15 protein-coding genes and 1 pseudogene are annotated in these 16,288 nt (G+C 34.4%); 9 read left to right on the top strand and 7 right to left on the bottom strand.

What is annotated here, in order from left to right:
* The first annotated feature begins 84 nt into the window (after positions 1 to 84).
* Entirely contained in the window at positions 85 to 978 is an 894-nt protein-coding gene (locus tag ACYIAJ_RS00780) for a carboxylate/amino acid/amine transporter (RefSeq protein ID WP_483564165.1), read from the top strand.
* Between the two features lie 13 nt (positions 979 to 991).
* Here ACYIAJ_RS00780 and ACYIAJ_RS00775 read toward each other — a convergent pair whose 3' ends face one another.
* On the bottom strand, positions 992 to 1,951 hold the full coding sequence (locus tag ACYIAJ_RS00775) for an AEC family transporter (protein ID WP_483564164.1): 960 nt from the start codon (positions 1,949 to 1,951) through the stop codon (positions 992 to 994).
* Between the two features lie 10 nt (positions 1,952 to 1,961).
* Positions 1,962 to 2,735, bottom strand: coding sequence for a peroxide stress protein YaaA (yaaA, locus tag ACYIAJ_RS00770; protein ID WP_483564163.1), 774 nt, complete (start codon positions 2,733 to 2,735; stop codon positions 1,962 to 1,964).
* A 73-nt stretch (positions 2,736 to 2,808) separates the two neighbouring features.
* Between yaaA and ACYIAJ_RS00765 the strand changes: the two genes are divergently transcribed.
* On the top strand, positions 2,809 to 3,036 hold the full coding sequence (locus tag ACYIAJ_RS00765; protein ID WP_483564162.1) for a YccJ family protein: 228 nt from the start codon (positions 2,809 to 2,811) through the stop codon (positions 3,034 to 3,036).
* A 6-nt stretch (positions 3,037 to 3,042) separates the two neighbouring features.
* The gene (gene rnz / locus ACYIAJ_RS00760) at positions 3,043 to 3,960 is read left to right on the top strand and encodes a ribonuclease Z (RefSeq protein ID WP_483558188.1); all 918 of its coding nucleotides are present in this window, start codon (positions 3,043 to 3,045) and stop codon (positions 3,958 to 3,960) included.
* A gap of 58 nt (positions 3,961 to 4,018) precedes the next feature.
* Here rnz and argE read toward each other — a convergent pair whose 3' ends face one another.
* On the bottom strand, positions 4,019 to 5,176 hold the full coding sequence (gene argE / locus ACYIAJ_RS00755) for an acetylornithine deacetylase (RefSeq protein WP_483564161.1): 1,158 nt from the start codon (positions 5,174 to 5,176) through the stop codon (positions 4,019 to 4,021).
* Between the two features lie 497 nt (positions 5,177 to 5,673).
* Here argE and ACYIAJ_RS00750 point away from each other — a divergent pair, with 497 nt between their 5' ends.
* Genes ACYIAJ_RS00750 through ACYIAJ_RS00740 form a run of 3 tightly spaced genes read left to right on the top strand, consistent with a single transcriptional unit; the run spans position 5,674 to position 10,695 of the window.
* Positions 5,674 to 6,747, top strand: coding sequence for an HlyD family secretion protein (locus ACYIAJ_RS00750; RefSeq protein WP_483564160.1), 1,074 nt, complete (start codon positions 5,674 to 5,676; stop codon positions 6,745 to 6,747).
* Positions 6,748 to 6,760: 13 nt separating this feature from the next.
* The gene (gene rbbA / locus ACYIAJ_RS00745) at positions 6,761 to 9,559 is read left to right on the top strand and encodes a ribosome-associated ATPase/putative transporter RbbA (protein ID WP_483564159.1); all 2,799 of its coding nucleotides are present in this window, start codon (positions 6,761 to 6,763) and stop codon (positions 9,557 to 9,559) included.
* A 5-nt stretch (positions 9,560 to 9,564) separates the two neighbouring features.
* Positions 9,565 to 10,695 carry an ABC transporter permease gene (locus ACYIAJ_RS00740; RefSeq protein ID WP_483564158.1) on the top strand — a complete coding sequence of 377 codons (1,131 nt, stop codon included), beginning with the start codon at positions 9,565 to 9,567 and terminating at the stop codon, positions 10,693 to 10,695.
* A 149-nt stretch (positions 10,696 to 10,844) separates the two neighbouring features.
* Here the strand turns inward: ACYIAJ_RS00740 and ACYIAJ_RS00735 are convergent, their stop codons facing one another.
* Together ACYIAJ_RS00735 and ACYIAJ_RS00730 are read right to left on the bottom strand one after the other, a co-directional pair.
* Positions 10,845 to 12,110, bottom strand: coding sequence for a Y-family DNA polymerase (locus ACYIAJ_RS00735; protein ID WP_483564157.1), 1,266 nt, complete (start codon positions 12,108 to 12,110; stop codon positions 10,845 to 10,847).
* Complete coding sequence (locus tag ACYIAJ_RS00730; RefSeq protein ID WP_483564156.1) at positions 12,094 to 12,549, bottom strand: LexA family protein; 456 nt, start codon at positions 12,547 to 12,549, stop codon at positions 12,094 to 12,096. The genes ACYIAJ_RS00735 and ACYIAJ_RS00730 overlap by 17 nt, the downstream gene beginning before the upstream one ends.
* Positions 12,550 to 13,519: 970 nt before the next feature.
* On the opposite strand from ACYIAJ_RS00730, the gene ACYIAJ_RS00725 reads away from it, so the two are divergent.
* On the top strand, positions 13,520 to 14,503 hold the full coding sequence (locus ACYIAJ_RS00725; RefSeq protein ID WP_160430812.1) for an AEC family transporter: 984 nt from the start codon (positions 13,520 to 13,522) through the stop codon (positions 14,501 to 14,503).
* A gap of 495 nt (positions 14,504 to 14,998) precedes the next feature.
* On the opposite strand, the pseudogene ACYIAJ_RS00720 reads toward ACYIAJ_RS00725, so the two are convergent.
* Both ACYIAJ_RS00720 and ACYIAJ_RS00715 read right to left on the bottom strand, forming a co-directional pair.
* Positions 14,999 to 15,175: pseudogene (locus tag ACYIAJ_RS00720) on the bottom strand (integrase core domain-containing protein); the annotation flags it as partial.
* A 12-nt stretch (positions 15,176 to 15,187) separates the two neighbouring features.
* Positions 15,188 to 15,658 carry a DDE-type integrase/transposase/recombinase gene (locus tag ACYIAJ_RS00715; protein ID WP_483564155.1) on the bottom strand — a complete coding sequence of 157 codons (471 nt, stop codon included), beginning with the start codon at positions 15,656 to 15,658 and terminating at the stop codon, positions 15,188 to 15,190.
* Between the two features lie 176 nt (positions 15,659 to 15,834).
* Between ACYIAJ_RS00715 and ACYIAJ_RS00710 the strand changes: the two genes are divergently transcribed.
* Positions 15,835 to 16,002, top strand: a complete 168-nt coding sequence (locus tag ACYIAJ_RS00710; protein ID WP_483564154.1) for a transposase — start codon at positions 15,835 to 15,837, stop codon at positions 16,000 to 16,002.
* 28 nt (positions 16,003 to 16,030) lie between these two features.
* Positions 16,031 to 16,282: a hypothetical protein gene (locus ACYIAJ_RS00705; protein ID WP_483564153.1), complete on the top strand. Its 252-nt coding sequence runs from the start codon at positions 16,031 to 16,033 to the stop codon at positions 16,280 to 16,282.
* Positions 16,283 to 16,288: the final 6 nt, after the last annotated feature.

Raw genomic sequence — 16,288 nt, 5'->3', positions numbered from 1 at the left:
AGCGACAATTGTTCTTACAGGTTGTCAATTATTTTCTCATAGTAATCAATTTTTATGATATAAAGTTTACAAGTGTTAAGCCAATTGATACGATCTGTATCTAGTTATTTTTTATATTCATCAATTATGCTTTATCTTATTTTTGTGACAATTATTTGGTCATTCTCATTTAGTTTTATTGCGGTTTATTTAAGTGGACAAGTCGATTCTTGGTTTGCTGTTGTAATGCGAGTGCTATTTGCCTTTATAACTTTTATTCCATTTTTACGTTTTAAAAATATTCGTTTTAAGCAGATGTTGCTTTTAATGGGAGTAGGAGCATGTCAATTAGGGATTATGTACTTTTTTTATTATAATTCTTTTCAATATATTTTGGTGCCTGAAGTTTTATTATTCACTATTTTTACACCAATCTATGTCACGGTTATTTATGATCTATTGCAACAACATCCTTTAAGGCTTAGCTATCTTTTAATGGCAATTATTGCAGTAGTTGGTGCAGCCATTATTCGTTATGATCATATTAGTGCCAATTTTATTATCGGTTTTTTATTAATTCAGGGCGCCAATATTGTTTTTGCATTAGGTCAAGTAGGGTATAAAAGGATTATGGAGATTTATCCAATGCCCCAACATCAAGCTTTTGCTTGGGTTTATTTTGGAGCAGTGATTGTTGCCAGCTTTGGCTGGCTGCTGTTTGGTGATGCATCAAAATTACCAACAACTAATTTGCAATGGGGAATTATTATTTGGCTTGGAATAGTTGCTTCTGGTGTGTGTTACTTTTTATGGAATTATGGTGCAACCAAAGTGGATTCGGGCACTTTGGCTATTATGAATAATGTAGTTATCCCAACAGGAATTTTAGTGAATGTAGTGATTTGGCATCAATCCATTGATTGGGGGCGATTTTTAATTGGTAGTACTGTTATTATTTTTGCCTTAATTTTACATAATAAATTTAAACGTATTAAATGATACTCAATCAAGATTAAGCAAAAGGTAACTGCAACATAATAGATAAAATCAATGGCGTTGTGATAGAAGACAGCGTCGTTGATATTAGCAAACTAGAAGCAATAGGGCCTTGCAACACTTCAAACTGCCTTGCCATCATATAACAATTTATCGCGATTGAAACCGAACTGAGTAATACCACCACTTGCAATTCTAAAGCTGGTAGTCCGATGAGCTTACCTACAATATAAGTAACAATAGGTAACACAGTCAATTTTAATGTGCAGATAGCTGTTGTAATTAAAAGTTTATCTCGAATTTTATATTCAGCCAGCCCCATTCCTAAAACAATTAATGAAAGAGGTGCTGTCATCTCACTCACCATTTTTGTTGATTTATCGATAAAGTTAGGTAACGGTAAACCAATAAAATTTACTAAAATGCCTGTAAAAATTCCAATAATAATGGGATTTTTTGATACATTTTTAAAGGCTTTAACAATCCCTTTAGTTGAAAATTTTCCCATTTGCACAAATTCAATAGAAACCGTTGCAAGGGTCCATAAAATTAACGCATTAAAGATAACGATAATGGCAACAATAGGGATAGCACTATCGCCTAATAACATTTTGATAATAGGAATACCAACAAACACGGTATTGGTGTAGATGCTACCCATAGCAAACATTGTACTTTCTGAACCATTTAACTTAAGTAATTTAGATGCAATTAAGCAGCCAATCGCAAAGACGATAAATGATCCACCAAAAAAGACGAATAACAGTTTTATATCAATTTGCGAATGTTCAGAAAAATGGCTCATGATCTGAAATAACATGATGGGAAATGCAATATAAAAGGTAAATTTGGTTAAGCTATCGGTGACTGTTTTTTGCCAACGACCTAGTTTAACTGCTAGAAAACCTAATAAAATTAACATAAAAAGGGGCAGGGTAGATAAAAACTGCGCCCATAATGTAGTCAGAAATTCCATCGTTATTACTTTATTGATGATTGCGTATGAAGTACCATTCTAAGTCAGTTGAGCGTTTTGAATCAAATTGATAGCCCTCTAGATTAAAACTTTTAATATCTTCACTTTTTTCAATGCAATTTTTTATAATATATCGGCTCATCAGTCCACGTGCTTTTTTAGCATAAAAACTGATAACTTTATAGGTATCTTTGTTTTGATCTAAAAAGATGGGTTGAATAATAGTTGCGTTTAATTTTTTTGGTTTGATCGCTTTGAAATATTCGTTTGAGGCTAAATTTATTAATGTGCTATGTGATGATTTGGCTAGTTCGCTATTAAGATGTTGAGTTAATTTATCGCCCCAAAATTGATAAAGATTAGTGTTATCGCCATTTTTTAAGCGGATACCCATTTCTAACCGGTAAGGTTGAATTAGGTCAAGTGGTCTTAAAATACCATAAAGACCTGATAATATTCTTAAATGAGATTGTGCAAACTTTAGATCTTTATCAGTAAAATCTTCAACATGTAATCCTTCGTAAACATCACCTTTAAAAGCAAGTATAGCTTGTCTTGCATTTTCAAGATCAAAATCACTATGCCAATTTTTGAATCGCTCATAATTGAGTTCTGCTAATTTTTCACTAATAGACATTAATTTAGACAAATTTTCAACACTTAATTTTTGACAATCTTGAATGAGTGTTTTAGTTGAGTTAATAAATTGAGGAAGTGTGTAAGTTGGGGTTAATAATGGTGATTGGTAATCCAAAGTTTTCGCCGGTGAAATAATTGTTATCATATGTATTTGGCCTATTGTGTTTTGCAGGAAATAGGTTTATTTTACCTCTAATTCAACTCAAAGGAGTAGCAAAATGAACATCGATAAAAAAGAAATACATGATATTAAATCTTGGGCTTCTGTTCGTGAAACCTCGATTGAAATTGCTGAGGCGATTTTTGAGCTAGCTCACTATGATGAAAAACTTGCCGAACAAATTTGGTCTGAAGGTAGTGATGAAGTGTTGAAACTTGCGTTTTCTAAAACCAAAGCTGATAAGTTATTTTGGGGTGAGCAAACTATTGAGCGTAAAAATATCTAAACCTTTATGAATTTAACTTTTTTAGGGACAAGTGCTGGTTCCCCAACAGCAGAGCGCAATGTAAGTAGTATGGTGCTTGATCTTAGACAAGAGAGGGGTAAGTTATGGCTTTTTGATTGTGGTGAGACAACTCAGATGCAAATGCAAAAAGCCAAATTTAGCCTTGCTAAACTTGAGATCATTTTTTTAACGCATTTACATGGTGATCATGTATTTGGACTACCGGGAGTTTTAACGTCTCGTTCTTTGATGCAAAATCAATCACCTTTAACATTGATTGCTCCTAAAGGAATTAAACAACTTATCGAAACGATTATTGATATCAGCTCTTCTTGGTTAACCTACTCCCTTAATATCATTGAACTTGAAGAAGACGGCATCGTTTTTGAAGATAATAAGTTTCAAGTTGAAGCAAAATTATTACAACACCGTGTACCATGTTTTGGTTATCGTATTATTGAAAAAGATCTGCCTGCAACGCTTAATATCGATAAATTAGAACAAGATAATATTCAGATTGGTTCTTTTTATAATGATCTAAAAAATGGTAAAACAGTAACCTTAGCGGATGGTCGAATCATTCATGGTAATAATTATCAAAATAAAATTAGGAAAGGTAAAAAAATAGCGATATTAGGCGACACTACCCCTTGCCAAACTTCAGTTGATCTTGCTAATGACGTTGATTTACTTGTTCATGAAGCTACACAAGAACATGCTTTAGCCGAAAAGGCGATTGAGAGAGGTCATTCTACCACAGTTCATGCTGCAACTATTGCCAAACAAGCTAATGCAAAAAGACTTATTATGACCCATATAAGCCCCAGATACAGTTTGAATGATAATAAAAAGTTAGTTGATGAAGCAAAAAGTGTCTTTGTTAATACTGAAATTGCTACCGATTTTGCAACCTTTCACGTTTAATTAATCAAATTTCTTTTATTAAACTTCGCCGAGATTATCGGCGAATTGAGATAATTGATTAAAGACAAAAATCCTTAATTAGCCTTTCTATAGTTACTTTGGTTGGTTTTAAAAAGTCCATTGAAATAAACTCATCCGGTTGATGTGCTTGTTCGATTGAGCCAGGTCCTAATACAATTGTCGGCGAGTTTTGATTTAAGTATGGTGCTTCGGTGCTATAGTTAACCGTTTCGGCACTATGACCAACTAATTTTTCAATATGCTGTAATGCTGGATGATCTTTTTTACATTCATACCCCGGAATTGGCGCAACCTCATACTGTATCTCAATTCGATTTGGGTATTTATCCATAACGGGTTGTAGTGCTTCGCAAAGTGCATGATAAAGTGAATCAACATTGTTATCGGGCAACACACGAATATCAATCACAAGCTCACAACAACCACAAATACGGTTGGCCGCATCGCCACCATGAATAACACCTAAATTTAGGGTAGGGTAAGGTACGCTGAACCCGTCATTATGGTATTGTTCTTTAAATTTCTGTTTTAGCACTAACAAGCGTTCAATGACTAAATTCATCACTTCGATAGCGTTAATGCCTTTATCGGGATCGCTTGAATGTCCTGATTTACCAATCACTTTAATAGAATTAGAGATAAACCCTTTATGTGCGCGAATTGGGATTAACGATGTTGGTTCACCAATGATAGTGCAGTCAGGTTGTAGTTTGGTATTCTTGGCAAAAAATGCCGCACCAGCCATTGATGTTTCTTCATCGGCAGTAGCAAGGATATAAATGGGTTTAGTTAACTTTTTAAGATCAATATCACGCAGAGTATCTAAAATAAAGGCAAAAAATCCTTTCATATCAGCGGTACCAAGCCCATACAGCTTATTATTTTCTTCGGTTAGTTTAAAAGGATCTCTAGTCCACAGCCCATCATCAAACGGAACAGTGTCACTGTGTCCACTTAACAATAACCCGCCTTGTGTTTTATTTTCGCTGTTTGAATAAGTAGCTAACATATTATATTTATGACGAGTATTTGGAACGGGTTGGATATCAATAACAAAACCTAAATCTTCGAACCAACTTGCTAACTTATCGATAAGTGGTTTGTTAGAATAATCTAATTGCTCGTTAGTAACGTTACTAATTGTTGGTGTTGAAATTAATTCATTATATAGTGTTAAAAAAGATGGTAGTGTCATAAATTCACCTTTAAATGACAAATCAAAGATATACTTTTAATAATGTTATAAGCATACCATTTACATTATTTTTTGCATACAACTAACCATGTGCTTTCAATTAATGTTTTATGTTTTGATAGTATTCAATATGTACATTAACTAATTCATAGTTAGCTGATTATGACTTAAATTGATTACTAAATTTGTTGATTACATCACCATATTGTTAATAAATTATTTGAAAATATAAAATGATAAGTCTGTTATTATAAGTAGCTTATCAATTAGCAACAGGTATATCACCATTATTGTGTCACGTAGTGATGTTACTAATTCCAGATCTATTAATAAAATATAAAACTATCCTTTTTTAGCTTTTATTGCGATTGTTTTATGAACAGATTTTATTTGCCATAAACATTTGATACTATCTAATCAATATAGCCAAATAACCTTTAACGATTTGTTATTTCGTTAAGATTTTCTATAAATCGTTTTAAAAAATAAGGTATTATATGAAAAATATAAGCAGGAAGTGGATTGTTATTGCAGTTGTCATTGTTGCAATTATTTTTATTTTATGGCAACAATTGAAGACAGATGGATATGGTTCGAATTTTGCCAGTGGTAATGGACGCATTGAAGCAACCGAAATTAATATTTCAGCTAAATTAGCTGGTAGAATTGAAAAAATTAATGTTGATGAAGGCGATTTTGTTAAAGCTGGCCAACCACTAGTCGTTATGCAGACTGACACTTTACAGGCACAATTAAACGAAGCACAAGCGCAATATGGGCAAGCAATCAGTAATGAGGCTAGTGCTCAATCACAAGTTGAATTAAAAATGAGCGATAAAGTCGCCGCTCAAGCCGGTGTAAGTCAACGTGAAAGTGACTTAGATATTGCATCTAAACATTTACAGAGAACTACTGCGCTTTATCAAAAAGGTGCATTGTCCATCCAACAATTTGATGATGATACCGCTAAATTTAATAGTGCTAAAGCAGCGTTAGATTCAGCAAAATCTCAAGTTACAGCGGCAGATGCTGCTATTGCTGTTGCTAAGGCCGGTGTTGATAGTGCTAAAGCCGCTATTAATGTTGCCAGCGCTAATATAAGACAAATTCAAGCTGATATTGATGATAGTACTTTAATAGCGCCTGTTGATGGTCGTATTCAATATCGCATTGCTCAGTTAGGTGAAGTTTTACCATCGGGTGGTAAAGTACTAAATTTAGTTAATTTATATGATGTTTATTTAACTTTCTTTTTACCTGAAACTGTTGCGGGTAAGGTGGCTATTGGTGATGAAGTCAGGCTTATTTTAGATGCGTTACCAGATAAAGCGATTTCAGCTAAAATTTCGTTTGTTTCAAGCGTTGCCCAATTTACGCCAAAAACCGTTGAAACAAAAGATGAACGTCAAAAATTGATGTTTAGAGTTAAAGCACAATTAAGCCCTGAATTATTAAAATGCTATATTACTCAAGTTAAAACTGGTTTACCAGGTGTGGCTTGGGTTAAACTTGACCCTAAAACGCCATGGCCTGCTGGTTTATCTGATATTGCAAAATGTCCAACCGAATAATTGGAGATAGCAAATGTCAGATTCAGACAATAAGAATTTGGTTTTATTAAACGAAGCTAAATCCATTGATGATGCAGTGGTAAAAGTAAGCAATGTCACACTGCATTACAAAAAAAATTGTGCGCTCAATAATATTAATTTAGCCATTCCACCGCGATGCATGGTGGGTTTTATTGGGCCTGATGGCGTGGGTAAATCGAGTTTATTATCGCTGATCGCTGGTGCGCATGTTATTCAAGAAGGCTTAGTGTATGTTTTAGATGGTGATATGAAAGATAAGTCGCACCGTAAAAATGTTTGTACACGTATTGCCTATATGCCACAAGGATTGGGCAAAAACCTTTATCCGACTTTATCGGTTGAAGAAAATTTGCAATTTTTTGCTCGTTTGTTTGGTAATGATGCGGCTGAGCGTCGTCGCCGTATTGATGAATTAACGCGTAGTACTGGATTATATCCATTTTTATCAAGACCAGCAGGGCGACTATCTGGTGGTATGAAGCAAAAGGTTAGCTTATGTTCGGCGTTAATTCATGATCCGGACTTGTTAATTCTTGATGAACCCACAACGGGGGTCGATCCACTTTCCAGAGCCCAATTTTGGCAGTTAATTAACAAAATTCGTAAACAAAGACCGCAAATGAGTGTGATTGTGGCAACCGCCTATATGGATGAAGCCCAAAACTTTGATTGGTTAGTTGCGATGTATGGCGGTAAAATTCTTGAAACTGGCACACCAAAATCCTTACTAGCTAAGACAGCAAAAGATAATTTAGATGATGCATTTATTCAGCTCATGCCAGAAAGCGCTAGACAAGGTTATCAAACTGTCGAAATTCCACCTTTAGATCTTAATAAAGATTTGCAAATAGCTATAGAAGCAAAAGGTTTAACGAAACAATTCGGTAATTTTATTGCAGTTGATCATGTTAATTTTTCAATTAAACAAGGTGAAATATTTGGCTTTTTAGGCTCAAATGGCTGTGGTAAATCAACCACCATGAAAATGTTAACGGGTTTATTACCGATTTCATCAGGTGAGGCGTGGTTATTTGGTAAGCCGGTTGATGCCAGTGATATTAATGTTAGGCGTCATTTAGGATATATGTCTCAAGCATTTTCTTTATATAGTGAGTTAACGGTCAAACAAAATCTAGTTCTACATGCGCGTCTGTTTGGTATTGAAGAAAGTAAAATTTCCTCTCGTGTTGAAGAATTACTGAAACGTTTTGGTTTAGAACAAGACGCAGAAAATCTGCCCGATAGTTTACCTTTAGGGGTAAAGCAACGGCTTTCATTGTCAGTTGCCGTTGTGCATAATCCGCAAATTCTTATCCTTGATGAACCAACATCAGGTGTTGACCCCATTGCTCGTGATGATTTTTGGCGTTTAATTATCGAACTTTCTAGAAAAGATAAAGTAACGGTGTTTATCACAACTCACTTTATGAATGAGGCCGCAAGATGCGATAGAATTTCATTAATGCATGCGGGTAAAGTATTAGCAAGCGATACGCCAGATAACATTATCAGCTCCAAAAATGCTAAAACACTAGAAGAGGCTTTTATTAACTATCTTGTTGATGCAGGGGCTGATGATAGTAATGCAGAAGAACATTCTGTTGAACCACCAAAAGAAATACTCAATCAAGCAACAAAAACATTACCAAACCATCACCTTCAAGGATTTAGCCTTACCCGTATGATAGGTTGTCTATGGCGTGAGACTCTTGAATTATCTCGCGATCCTTTGCGAGCATTATTAGCGTTATTAGGCTCAGCAATTTTAATGTTGGTTATGGGATATGGCATTACGATGGATGTTGAGGATCTGCGTTTTGCTGTGCTTGATCGCGATCAAAGTGTAATCAGCCAAAATTATACTCTAAATTTGTCGGGCTCTAAACGTTATTTTATTGAAAGGGCACCTATCTCTGATTATAACGATATGGATGCGCGGTTACGCAGTAATGACATTGCTTTAGCGATTGAAATTCCACTAAATTTTGGTCGTGACATACAACGAGGCGATCCCGTTGATATTGCCATTTGGATTGATGGGGCAATGCCGTTACGTGCCGAAACAATCAAAGGCTATGTGCAAGGCATGCATCTTGCTTGGTTAAGTGAAAAAGTAAAAGAAGTAACAGGAAAATCCTCAACTAGCTTGGCAAATATAGAAACAAGATACCGTTATAATCCTGATATCAAAAGCTTACCTTCCATGGTACCGGCGGTAATACCTATTTTATTATTAATGATTCCATCAATGCTGGCAGCTTTATCGGTCGTGCGTGAAAAAGAGATGGGTTCGATTATCAATTTATATGTAACACCAGTAACTAAAGCTGAATTTTTGCTAGGCAAACAAGTGCCTTATATCATTATTTCTATGTTTAGCTTTTTATTATTGTTATTTATGGCAATCACCATTTTTGGTGTGCCTGTAAAAGGAAGCTTGTTTACTTTGTGCCTAGCTGCATTTGCTTACTGTATTATTTCAACTGGTTTTGGTTTGTTGGCTTCGACTGTCACCCGTAGCCAAATTGCCGTTATCTTTTTAACTTGCGTAGGGACAATGTTACCAGCAATTCAATTTTCAGGATTGCTCAACCCTGTCGCATCTCTAGAAGGCGGTGGCCGTTATATTGGCGAGGTGTATCCAACAACGCATATGCTAATTATTGCTCGTGGTGTGTTTAATAAAGCGCTTGATTTTATCGATCTGCATAATTCAATATTTGCTTTATTGGTCACAATCCCTATTGTGTTGGGTGCCAGTATTTTTTTTCTTAAAAAGCAAGAAGGATAGATATTATGCAAAGTTTAATTAATATTTATCGCTTAGGGATTAAAGAGTTATGGGGGTTATTGCGTGATCCTATCATGTTGCTATTAATTGCCTATTGCTTTACCTTTGATATTTATATTGCTGCAACGGCCACTTCTGACTCGTTACATCATGCCTCGATTGCAGTTGTTGACGAAGATAACTCCCCCTTATCAAGACAAATTATTACAGCCTTTTATCCGCCAATGTTTAATACTCCTGTTAAATTATATTCAATGAATGATGTCGATCATGGTATGGATACGGATAATTATACGTTTGCTTTAAATATTCCGCCTAATTTTCAGCGTGATGTGCTAAATAATCAAAGTCCAGAAATTCAACTCAATATTGATGCAACCAGAATGGGGCAAGCGTTTGTCGGAAATGGCTACATAACGCAAATTATTACTGGTGAAGTGACTGAATATGTCAACCGTTACAGTAAGGTAACAAATTTGCCTGTTAATATACAAGTGCATACTGCTTTTAACCCTAATTTAACGCGATCTTGGTTTGGTTCGGTCATGGAAATTATCAATATTGTGACAACATTATCTATTATATTAACGGGTGCTGCCTTAATGAAAGAGCGCGAACATGGTACGATTGACCATCTTCTTGCCATGCCTGTTACCCCTTTGGAAATTATGATATCCAAAGTATGGTCAATGGGGCTTGTGGTATTAATATCAACTTGGGTAGCGTTGTTACTTGTTGTTCATAGTTGGCTAAATGTCCCAATTGCAGGTTCGGTAACTTTATTTTTAATTGGTGCAGCGCTACATCTTTTTGTGACAACGTCACTTGGCATCTTTATGGCAACAGTAGCAAAATCTACTGCGCAATTCGCAATGTTACTTATTTTAATTTTGTTACCGTTACAAATGCTATCTGGGGGAAGTACTCCGCGCGAAAGCATGCCAGAAATTGTGCAAAATATTATGATGTTTGCTCCAACAACCCATTTTGTTGAATTAGGGCAGGCAATATTGTATCGAGGTGCTGGCTTAAGTATGGTTTGGACTTCGTTCGCATGGTTATTGGCAATTGGTACCGTGTTCTTTTTAATTGCTTTAAGGCGGTTTCGTAGTTCAATTGTGAATATGGGATCATAATATCCCATATTTTATTGCAAAATTAGTACTATTATATTTTTAGTCACAGTTACTATTTATTGTACTTTTAAATATATGCAATATTTTTTGCTCAAGCTGATAATTTTGTTGAACTGGATTTAGTTTTTATAATCGGTAAAGTAAATCAGCTATTTAACCAATGGCAATTCATCCCAACGAGTGGTATATCGCTGGCTTAGTAACTCTCGCTTTATTTGCCATGGTGCTGATTTTTGGATTCCTCCTAACTGAATTGTGTTTTTTCCCATTTTTTGATTAATTGAATCAATTGTCTTCATCAACATGTCACTTTTACGCTGCAATAAATGTGCTGGTTCAGTAATGAAAAAGTCAGGTTGGGAATAACTATTTTTAGCTTTTAAATCCAGTAACATAACGCCTGATTTTATAAATGAAAAATCTTGCCGATAAATTACCTGTAAACCCTTTTGCGCAGCTTGAATAATTAATCGCGAATCGTTTGTTGGAAAAGCAAGGGGTATCACAATGGAGGGATGATATTGTGATGTGTTTGTACAAAATTGATTTGTTTTTAAAAAAACAAGAACAGCATTAGTTACTGATTGTTGTTGCCTTAGTTTTTCGGCTGCACGACTTGCATTTATGCGGATTGCTTCTTGCAAATCAAATAATTCACTGGTTAGTTTGCCAAAACTACGCGAGATCATAATGTTCTTTTTAGGGAAAGATAGATCATCTAATTCAATACAGCTAGTGCCTTGTAATTCCAACACGGTTCGTTCTAATACTACCGAAAATTTTTGTTTAATCTGTGTTAGATTTGCTTGTTTTAAATCCCAGGCTGTATAAATTCCTAAATTTTGTAATTTTTTAGCAGTATGTCGACCTATGCCCCAAATATCATGGATAGCAAATGTTTTTAATATTTTTGTGAGCGATTTTTGCTCTGTGGGTAAACAATAAACATTTTGATAAATAGCTTGCTTTTTGGCTATGTGATTAGCTAACTTTGCTAAAGTTCGAGTCGGTGCGATGCCAATACTGACAGGTATCCCTGTATCACGCTTTATGATCCCTTTTAATTTTAGGCAATAAGATATTACATCGGTAAATCCATTTAATTGAATAAATGCTTCATCAATAGAATAGAGTTCAATATTTGACGTATAATTTCGTACAGTATCAAAGACACGCTGGCTCATATCGCCATAAAGTTCGTAATTGGAGCTTAGTAGAGTAATTTGCTGACGAATTTTAGAGGGAATTTGATAAGCAGGCATTCCCATAGGAACAAGTTGCTTTAATTCATGGGAACGAGCAATAACACAACCATCATTATTTGATAAGATACCGATTGGTTTTCCTTCTAATTTAGGATTAAACACGCGTTCGCATGAAACATAAAAATTATTACAATCAATCAACCCAATCATACATGCGCTCGTTTTCGTAATGAATGGTGTGTATTACAATACCCCAAATATGTACCTCTTTTCCAGTCAAAGATATAGGCTGAAAAAGCTCATTACCCGACAATAAATAAGGTTGATCTTCAATTGTTCCCAAACATTTACAAGTAAGTTCACCATCAACAGCTGCGATCACAATATCATCAATTTTCGGTTCTAAAGCTCGGTCAACAATTAACAGATCACCATTAAAAATACCATAGCCAATCATAGAGTCGCCTGCCACTTTAATATAATATGTTGCGCTAGGCTGTTTTACTAAATGTTCGGTTAAATCAAGTTTCGTTTCTAAATAATCATCGGCTGATGAGGGGAATCCTGCTCTGACTGGAATATCGACCAAAGATAAGTAATTTTTGATAGTAGCATCAGCGATACTAAGTACAATACAATATTTACTCAAGAAAATTCTCCTAAAAAACAACGTGCAAATTTACGCCACGTTACAAAATTCGTGATGAAATGCGGAGGTGTGTATAAATACACAGTATAGAATTCTTGATTCAATAAAAATCAGTGTAAAAAAATAGAAATAGAGCAAAAATCATTGCGTCCCTTTATTGTAATTATTAGATATGCAATCATTATTGATATATTTAGACTGATAGTTGAGTTGCATATTTTATATTTTGGTGATTAATAAAATAGTATCTCCTAATTAAATTGATACAATTTGTATTACCGATTTTACAATGCTATATAAATGATTTACATTGTATTAAACTTTTATTAATCAATTTAAAACATATTTCACAGTATCTTGAATTATTTATTCACTGCCATATATATAGTCGCTAGTAATATGATTTTTAAGTAGTAAACTAAATATATAGATTAGTCAATTTATTATCTATATTGATGATGTTTTTATGACCGGAAATATCGCATAAAAAAATTACAATTTAGGTTAATTCGATCGCATATTAATTTTTACCATAATTTAACAATTGCTTTCTTTGTTTAAATTACATTTGTTTTTTATAAATAAAATTTATATTTATTGATTTTTATCAAAAAAAATTTTAATGTTTTTGGGTTTTTTAAGTTAGTTGGCCTTTCTTGATTTACACAAGGTTGAGAAGAATAAGTATAATACTTTCCAAGTTACGATATTTAACGTTTAAATATACCAAGAGCTGTTATATTAATAGTGTCTTTATTTCAATACGCTAAAAGTAAAATAGCGTTAAGTTATATCAAGTTTCAAACAAGGTGGAATGTAGTTTTGCAAATATAGTTTTGTAGTTAATAGTGTATATTCGATTTTGTTATCCCTTATTTTTGCTCGGTCATAAATAAAAAATCTAGTCCAAAGTTACCGACCCATTACCGAATTTGTATTTCAAGTAATATTATTTTAGGAGTTTTAAAAAATGAATTTAATCTGGTCAGCAGTTGGACAAGTTGTTAGTTCTTGTCTTCCGGTCTTTTTGTTAATTTTTCTTGGTTGGTTATGTGTACAACAAGGAATTTTTTCAAAAGACTCTAAAAAATTATTATCAGGACTTGTATCAAACTTTGTTTTTCCTGCATTGCTTTTTGTGCATACATCTCATGCTAAACCATCACAAATATTTAATGGTATTTGGATGATTGCCTTTTTCTGCACTATGTCATTTTTATGGATAATTTGCTTTTTAACCAATAAATACATTTTGCATAAAGAGTTAAAATCAACAGCAATGAATGCAATGCTTTGCTGCTTTCCCAATATGGGTGGAATGGGGGTGCCTTTTTTAACGTTGATGCTTGGGGCAGCATCTACCATTTCGGTGGCGATTGCTAATTTTGTTGTCGCATTGTCATTGATTCCAATGACGATCTTCTTATTAGAACTCTGTGATACTAAATTATCTGGCGGTAAAGTCACCGGGGATATGATCTTTAGTGCAGTAAAAAACTCGCTCATGAAACCGATGTTTTTAGCCGTGATTTTAGGGCTAATTGTTAGTGTCACCGATGGAACCCAATGGTTACCTCATTTTGTATTTAACACTTTTGATATTATGTCAAATGCCTGTAACTTTATTTCGCTTATTGCGGTCGGTGTTGGTATTCATGGGGTTAAATTGAAATTATCTAAACCATTAATGGTCAATATTGTATTGAAAAGTTTTATTACGCCAATTGTTGCACTTATTGCCGTATATTTATTTGGTATCACAGGGATGGAGGCTGAAGAGCTCGTATTCCTATTGGCAATGCCAACGGCATCAACAGCAGTTATTTTGGCTTATAATTGGAATGTTGAGCAAGAACAAGCATCAAGCATTTTCTTTGCATCAACGGTCCTATCTATCTTTATTTTACCAACTTTATTACTTATTATGGATTTCACCATTCCTGGTGTTGCTTAATAAATAAAAACTAGGTATTGATGCCCTCGTTTAGTTTTAAATGAGGGCATTTTATTACTTATTACACATTTCTTGTAAGCGACTTTCCCTTAATTGCAATACAACCTCAGAATAAACCTATCCTATTGTTATAACAAAATACTGCCTTATTTCTTATAAAAAATCGGTCAGAAAAGGTATTGATTTTATTGGTTTTTTTGTAATAGTGGGGGATGATTGTATAAAACACCAATGTTATCAACTGATTTTATTAGTAAAATCATAAATGAACACTTTAAGTACTATTGATAGCACTAAGAACATAGCAAATTATTTAAGATAATAATTTGAAAGAAATAAATTGTCGTTTTTTTTATAAGAGTTAATTAGCTTTTTCGTTCTTTCAATCATTTCTTTACGAACATATTCAGGCTCTAAACAAATACATTGATGCCCAAAACTCATCAAAATACCATTGTAAATATCCCAAACTTAGTACACAACTCACGTAGAAAATCATGCTGCTTGTTTTAGTGTTTTATACTCAATCGGTGTCATGTTATTTAATGCCTCATGCGGTCTTTCGGTATTATAAATCGTTAACCATTCTTCGGTTATTCTCCTTGCTTGTGCTAAGTTGTTAAAAAGATATAAATCGAGTACTTCAGTACGATAGGTACGATTAAATCGTTCAATATAGCCATTTTAATAAGGACTACCGGGCTGGATATAATCAATAGCCCAGTTTATAAAGGTTTTTCCTGTAAATTCTGGCCCATTATCGACCCGTATTTTGAGTGGATACCCATGATATTCGGCCAGTTTATCTAAATAACGGGTAATTCTCCCTGCCGGTAAGCTTACTGCAATATCAATGCCTAGCGCCTCACGATTAAAGTCATCGATGACATTGAAGGTCCTAAAGCGACGTTGATTGCGACTTCTGTCACTCATAAAATCCATTGACCAACATTCACCTTGTTTATTGGGTACTAATAACCTTTCCGGGCATCGTGGAGGAATGCGTTTTTTACGCTTTACCCTGAGATTAAGCTTTAATTCACAATACACCCGATACACTCGTTTATGGTTCCATTTATAGCCAAGCTTTCTGATACGATTAAAGCATTTAGGAAAGCCCCAGCGTAAATGCCGGTCTGTGATAGCATTCAACACCGAAACAATCACCTGTAACTATCCCCTAAAATAGTACAGCAAAAAAGTAGAAAATTCTCTATGATAAAAGTAAAGGGGATTTAATTATGAAAAAAATGACTGAACATCAGATTGTATCTATTTTAAAAGAAGCAGAAGCCGGTATTCCTGTCAAGGAACTCTGCCGTAAATAGGGCATGGGTAATTCAACTTTTTATAAATGGCGAGATAAATACGGTGGTATGGAAACCTCTGATATTAAACGTTTAAAGGAATTGGAAGCTGAAAATCGTAAGCTTAAACAGATGTTTGCCCAGCTCAGTTTAAAAACTCAGCTTCAGGAGAAAATCATAAAAAAGCTCTAGTCCTACCAAGGCACGTAAAGCTTGGGCAGTGCAATTGCAAGAAAGTCATTCTGTTACTATTGCCATGAGCTGCACAATTGTTGGCTTAAGTCGCTGTGCTTACTATTATCAACCTAAGTTATCGGATGATTCGGCGATTATATTGGTACTCAGTGCGATAACTGACAAGCATTTACGCTGGGGCTTTCCTAAATGCTTTAATCGCATCAAAAAGCTCGGCTATACATGGAACCATAAACGGGTGTATTGCCAATTAAAGCTTACTCAGGGTAAAGTGTAAACAACG

It is taken from the genome of Gilliamella sp. X-46 (assembly GCF_057063525.1).
The sequence above is the reverse complement of the archived record's forward strand: the minus strand, read 5'-3'. Positions and strand labels throughout refer to the sequence as shown.